The 6523-nt window shown below is 43.2% G+C and carries 7 protein-coding genes; 3 read left to right on the top strand and 4 right to left on the bottom strand.

Features of this window, described 5'->3' with window-relative positions; genetic code table 11:
- Window positions 1-266 precede the first annotated feature (266 nt).
- Complete coding sequence (locus tag ACE1AQ_RS15375) at window positions 267-1136, top strand: bile acid:sodium symporter family protein (RefSeq protein ID WP_008203044.1); 870 nt, start codon at window positions 267-269, stop codon at window positions 1134-1136.
- 43 nt (window positions 1137-1179) lie between these two features.
- Entirely contained in the window at window positions 1180-1776 is a 597-nt protein-coding gene (locus ACE1AQ_RS15370) for a hypothetical protein (protein WP_039900179.1), read from the top strand.
- Window positions 1777-1799: 23 nt separating this feature from the next.
- Here the strand turns inward: ACE1AQ_RS15370 and recA are convergent, their stop codons facing one another.
- From recA to ACE1AQ_RS15350, 4 genes are all read right to left on the bottom strand, one after another.
- Window positions 1800-2867 carry a recombinase RecA gene (recA, locus tag ACE1AQ_RS15365; protein ID WP_008203048.1) on the bottom strand — a complete coding sequence of 356 codons (1068 nt, stop codon included), beginning with the start codon at window positions 2865-2867 and terminating at the stop codon, window positions 1800-1802.
- Window positions 2868-2994: 127 nt separating this feature from the next.
- Entirely contained in the window at window positions 2995-3948 is a 954-nt protein-coding gene (locus ACE1AQ_RS15360) for an aldo/keto reductase (protein ID WP_110544669.1), read from the bottom strand.
- A 667-nt stretch (window positions 3949-4615) separates the two neighbouring features.
- The gene (locus ACE1AQ_RS15355) at window positions 4616-4951 is read right to left on the bottom strand and encodes a XisI protein (RefSeq protein WP_008203059.1); all 336 of its coding nucleotides are present in this window, start codon (window positions 4949-4951) and stop codon (window positions 4616-4618) included.
- Entirely contained in the window at window positions 4939-5355 is a 417-nt protein-coding gene (locus tag ACE1AQ_RS15350) for a XisH family protein (RefSeq protein ID WP_002751648.1), read from the bottom strand. Before ACE1AQ_RS15350 ends, ACE1AQ_RS15355 begins: the two co-directional genes overlap by 13 nt.
- A gap of 378 nt (window positions 5356-5733) precedes the next feature.
- Here ACE1AQ_RS15350 and ACE1AQ_RS15345 point away from each other — a divergent pair, with 378 nt between their 5' ends.
- Entirely contained in the window at window positions 5734-6459 is a 726-nt protein-coding gene (locus tag ACE1AQ_RS15345) for a 2-phosphosulfolactate phosphatase family protein (protein WP_002759138.1), read from the top strand.
- Window positions 6460-6523: the final 64 nt, after the last annotated feature.

The raw sequence follows: 6523 nt of genomic DNA, 5'->3' as shown, positions 1-6523 counted from the left end.
CAGCTTTGGTGGGTAAAATGTATTCTAAGATACATTTCTCAAGAGCGAGGGGGTGGAACGAACCACAAAGACACAAAGGACACAAAGATCGATCGATCCTATGTCAATTAAACTTATCACACAGAACCTAGAAGAGCCCCTGTTTCTCCTACAATTTAACCTCCCCTGCACACCGGGGTTTTTTGGTCGGCAAAATCGGTAACTAGGGACACGAATAAATTAGTCAATTTATGGTAAAATAAGCCCGTCTTTTCCGATTTTATCCGATGCAGGCCGACTTTTTTACTAATATCCTCTTACCCGTTGCCCTAGGCGTTTTAATGTTAGGCATGGGATTAGGATTAATTCCCGCCGATTTTCAGCGTATCACCCGTTATCCCAAAGCAGTCCTGATCGGTTTAGTCAATCAAATTATTATTCTACCGATCGTCGGCTTTATTATTGTTTCTCTTTTGCCTCTCCAGCCAGAAATTGCCGTCGGTTTAATGATTGTCGCCATTTGTCCCAGCGGGCCTTCCTCCAATGTTTTAACCTATTTAGCTAAGGGAGATGTGGCCCTTTCTGTTACTTTAACCGCTTTTAGCAGCATCATCACCATTTTCACAATACCTTTTTTAGCTAGTTTCATTCTCCAGCATTTTATGGAGGAAAGTGCCGCCATCTCCCTACCCATTGGTCCTACTATGGCGCAGATATTTTTGATTATAGTTTTCCCCCTGGTTATGGGTATGACTATCCGCCATTACTTCCCTTTACTGGCCAAAAGTCTGGAACCGATAACTAATCGTTTGGCCGTGATTTTTCTAGCACTTATTATCTGCTTATTAATCCTGAGAGAATGGCAACGTTTACCTTTATTTATCGCTCAAACTGGCCTGGCAGTGATTATTTTAAACACGATTGCTTCCCTAATTGGTTTTTTCAGTGGTCTTTTATTTCAATTAACTATTCCCCAAAGAATTTGTATTGCAATTGAAGTGGGTATTCAAAGCGGCACTTTAGCTATTGCTATCACTGCCGGTTTATTAAAGAATCCCGATCTGGCCATTCCCGCAATGGTCTATAGTTTATGGATGTATGTCAGCGCTTTTATCGCTGTTTATTATGGTCGCAAAAAAGCAGCTTTGGCAAAATAGCTAAATCGGGTGATAGGATCTAGCTAAAAACTGATAAATGATTATGTTAATTGGTAAATATTTAACCCTAGAGGAATTATCTACCTGTTCCCAAACCTATCAAAAGTATGCAGCACAAATCGACCCCTATCCCAAAAATCCTGCAACGATCACCGCTTGGCAAAATCTCGCTCACTTTATTATCGATCCAATTATTGATAATTTTGGTCGAGAAAGATTCCAATTAACCTATGGATTTTGTTCTAATGATCTGAGAAAATTTCTCCAAAAAAAAGACCCAATCACCGGCTTAAAAAACGGTAGAATCGATCCCAGTCGTGATCAACATTGCGCCCACGAAATTAATCAAAAAGGTCAATATTATTGTCAGCGATTGGGGGCAGCCTGTGATTTTCGGATTATCGATTTAACGAGCGATCGCCTGATAGATTGGATTTTAAACCAAAAATTACCCTTTGACTCTCTCTATTTTTACGGAATTAATCGCCCGATTCATATCAGCTACGGACCCCAACATAAACGAGATCTATGGACTTTTACCGCTAAAGGAACACCAACTAAAAAAGGTTTACAATCATGGTTAGAAGCCGCTAAATCCATCGATTCTGAAGCTAAAAAATCCCCCGAAACTGGGGGATAACCAAGACCTAAAACCCTCTTCTTTTAGATTTCTGGTTCCAGATCGTCCTCATCGTCCTCATCGGCCGGTTCCGTGGGGAAAGGAACCGAACCCATGTCTAATTTATCCCGCAATAACTTCTCAATTTCCGCCGCTACTTCTGGCTTTTCTTCAAGATATTTAACGGCATTATCGCGACCCTGGGCAATATTTTCGCCATTATAGCTATACCATGCCCCTTTACGAGTAACCACGTTAGTTTGTTCGGCGATATCCAGCATACAACCCACTTGGGAAATGCCTTTACCGAAGATAATATCAAATTCAGCAATCCGGAAAGGAGGCGCGACTTTATTTTTAGCCACCTTAACTTTAGCCCGAATTCCGTATTCCCCTTCCGTGCCTTTTTTCAAAGTTTGAATGCGACGGATATCTAAACGCACCGAGGCATAAAATTTTAAGGCCGTTCCTCCAGTGGTCACTTCAGGATTGCCGTAGGTGACACCGATTTTTTGCCGCAGTTGGTTGAGGAAAATCACCACACAACCCGATTTACCAATATTACCAGCAATTTTTCGCAGGGCTTTACTCATCAAACGGGCCTGCAAACCCACCTGATTATCCCCCATTTCCCCCTCAATTTCCGCCCGCGGCACTAAAGCGGCCACCGAGTCGATGACGACGATATCCACGGCCGAAGAACGCACTAACTGGTCAACTATTTCTAAGGCTGCCTCCCCCGTGTCCGGTTGTGCCACCAGTAAATTATTGATATCTACCCCTAAAACATCGGAATAGGTGGGATCTAAAGCGTGTTCCGCATCGACAAAGGCCGCCACTCCCCCAGCTTTTTGCACTTCTGCGATCGCATGGAGGGCTAAAGTGGTTTTTCCAGAACTTTCCGGCCCGTAAATTTCGACGATGCGGCCTTTCGGTAAACCGCCACCCAAAGCCATATCTAGGGTTAAAGCACCACTAGGCACGGTTTCCACCCGCATCCGGGTGGCGTCTCCTAAACGCATAATCGAACCTTTGCCAAAGTTGCGCTCGATTTGATTTAAGACTAGGCCTAAGGCTTTATCTCGATCGGAATTATTTGTCATTGTCGCCATTAATTTTCTCCCCAGTTTTCTTAAGTAGTACAGCAGTATGCAAAGATTGTAGCTTGTTTTAATCTTGATCACCAAAAAGTTAGAGACTTTTTCCAGAATGGTGATCAAAAATCAAAAGTTTTGATTTTTACAGCCAAGGCCGGCTCATCTGTTCTAATTGCGTCACCTCTTGCGCTTCTAAACTCCATCCTAACGCCCCGGCATTTTCGATCGCTTGGGCGGCAGTTTTTGCCCCCGGGATGGGAATTACATCCCCTTGGGCGATTAACCAATTGAGGGCGACTTGTGCGGGGGTTTTTTGGTATTTTGCGCCCAATTCTTGCAGTACCCTTAAAATTGGGGCTATTTTCTCCAAACCTTCTTTTTTGAACCGCGGGTCAACTTTTCTGGCTCCATCGGGCAAATTCTGGCTTTCTGGGCTATATTTACCCGTCAGTAGTCCTTGAGCGAGGGGGCTGTAGGCGAGGATGGTGACACCTAATTCCTTGGCCGTGGCTAAAATTGCCTTAGTTTCTATTTTGCGATACAAAAGCGAATACTGCACCTGATTGACCGCTAAGGGAACCTCTTTTTTCGCCAAAATCTGGCTTGCTTGACGCATTTGCTCGGCGGAATAATTACTTACACCCACGGAACCAATCCGGCCGCTTTTTACTTCTTCCCCTAGGGCATTGATTAGGGTTTCTTGGCTAATTAGGAAGGTGAAGGGCCAATGTACTTGGTAAAGGGCAATTTTATCGGTTTTTAGACGGTTTAAGCTCTCGGTAATGGCATTATGCACCGCATTCGCCCCCAATCGCCACGGTACGGGGGCAAATTTGCTGGCAATATCGATGGCAATATCGGTCTGTTGGGTAAATTTTCCTAAGAGTCGTTCCGATTCCCCCAGGCCATAGACTTCGGCAGTGTCAAAAAAGGTGATTCCTGCCTCTACTGCCGCTTTAAAGGCCTCCTCTACCTGACTAGCTCCGTATTCCTTGCCATAGTTCCAGAATAGTTTATCTCCCCATGCCCAAGTCCCGATTCCCAAAGCACTGACGGCAATTCCTGTTTGTCCGAGATTAGCGGTTTGTCTGGTCATATTCCCTACAAAGAATGACAGCGTTTCCCATTAAAGATGAAGTGTAACCTATATTTGGTCTGACTCACCACTAACCCCCTTTTTTGATTCCGGGAAATTCCCACCCATAATTAATGGGAAAGGACTTGACTTTGCCGGCGACTTGCGCTATGCTTCTTTTATAATGGGAATCTGTGCAAAAATTTTTTAGACCCACAGATTTCCATTATGAATAAAATCTTTTAAAAATATTATCGCAAAATCTGCCGATAAAAGCAAGCAAAATTTTGCCGATAATTGTTAAGTTTTGTTAACAAAGAAATACAGAGATCAGCAAGGTAAAAAAATCGAAGTCTCTTGCTGATCTTGGTTGTCGCCTAAGCTAAGTAGGTAGGCACAATTATTTGTAGGATGGGTTAGCGGTAGCGTAACCCATGCGGGCGTTGGGTTTCATGCTTCAACCCAACCTACGTTCATTTTATATTTAATTCCACCCACCTACTTATGATTAGGTTAGGCGAATTTGGCGCTTTGACTAATTGTTAGTGCTAACTTCCGTGGTTTCAACAATTGCCGTCGGACAGACATTGCTGGGATTTTTGTCAATTGTTTTCGATAATCTTTCTAAATTTTTCTCCTGTTGAACCTATTTTATGACAATAATGTTGTCAACTTTCTCTGATTAAGATTAACCCACCGCAAACCCTGTATATTCTCTGACTAGGGGTTCATGAAAGGCTAAAACAATATCTTCTTTAGGAACGCCTAAATTAACCAATTCATTGGCAATTCCCACCTCAGTGCCATCATGTTGTATCCAGATTTTACCCTTTTTAATATCGAGATGCAAAACACAACCATGATATCTTCGTCTATTTTTCCAGCCAACATACATCAATTGATAGTGATCGCCAACTGTATCAAAAATCAATTGTTGTTCAATCGGCTCTTTAGATGAACCTATCTGAGAATATTCAGTAATGACTTGCTTGACATAGTGACGATATTGTGCTAATTTTTCCATTCGACAATTACCTCCCCAATCGGATCATAAATAATCAGGTAAATTTGAAATCGTTTAACGACAGTTTGAATAAATCGCAATTCAAAAAAACTATAATAAATATCTAAGGGAACAGCTAAATATAACTGTCTTTTAGGTTCTTTTTCTTCTAAAGCAACACGATAATTAAAGAATTGTCCAATGGCAGTATGAAATTCTGAAATGCTGGATTTACCGATAAAACTTTTAATTTCAACGGCTATCTTTTCATTATCTTTTTCTGCGGCTATCAGTTGCTCTGCTCCTAAATCGACATACATTTCTACATCACCCACTTCAATCCTTAAAGGGTCATCCGTAATGATCCAACCCTCTTTTTCTAATCCTTTTCTCACTGCACCATGAAAACGATCTTTAGCAGACATGAATCTTGAAGTTAGCAGGCATAATAATTGTTAATTATAACATTTAGTCATGATGAGCGATCCGGGGTGAGAGCATCTCAAACCCTATTGACAATTGGCCAATTTTGTGATCCGCGTGGGCATTTCAAATGATGAGCTAAGACGTATTTAAACCGCTTATTCTTAGATTAGCCCCCCAACCCCCCACCCCCCCTGCCCCCCCGACATCGGGGGGGTATTGCCTCTTGCCCGATCTAAACAAGCAATTTGAATGACGAACAGCTTAACTAGCTGACATCCATCGTGATAAAATCGGCCTTGTCTTTCTTCTGCCCGCGCAACGCCGAGCGGCGGTATGTTGAGCTTATTTCCCCTTTTACTTTTTACTTGGTATAAATCGTGCAGGTTTTCATTTATCATACTCCCGAACTTACCCCCGTCCATACTCTACCCGATTGCGCCGTCGTTATCGATGTTTTAAGAGCGACAACCACGATCGCCACTGCCCTCAATGCTGGTGCGGAAGCAGTGCAAACCTTCAGCGATCTGAAAACCCTGATGCAGGTGAGTGATACCTGGCAACCAGAAAAACGTCTCCGGGCAGGAGAAAGAGGTGGCGCGAAAGTAGAAGGCTGCGATCTGGGCAATTCTCCCCTCGATTGTACCCCTGATTTAATGAAAGGTCGTCGTCTGTTTATCAGCACCACTAACGGCACTCGCGCTCTGCAAAGAGTGGAAGAGTCCCCAATCGTGATCACTGCGGCGATGATCAATCGGCAAGCTGCCGTTAATTACTTATTGGATAGGCAGCCCGAAACCGTCTGGATTGTTGGCTCTGGTTGGGAAGGGGGTTATTCTTTGGAAGATACGGCCTGTGCTGGAGCGATCGCCGATGCGCTACAAGAACAATCGGGGCAAATGGCGATCGGTAATGATGAGGTTATCGCCTCGATCGCTCTTTATCGTCAATGGCAAAATGATCTTTTAGGAATGTTCCACAGTTGTAGTCATGGTCAGCGCCTCTTGCGTCTCCACTGTCAAGAAGATTTAAAATACTGCGCTAATATTGACTCTCTTGATGTTTTACCGATCCAAAAAGAACCGAGCATTTTAGTCAAACTTTAGACATTATCACCCAGAGAAAGGGTCATCAGTGCAGGTAGGAGTATCGATCCTACCCGGATTCCTT

It is taken from the genome of Microcystis sp. BLCC-F209 (assembly GCF_041928595.1).
Classification (GTDB): domain Bacteria; phylum Cyanobacteriota; class Cyanobacteriia; order Cyanobacteriales; family Microcystaceae; genus Microcystis.
This window is presented reverse-complemented; position numbering and strand designations above follow the sequence as displayed.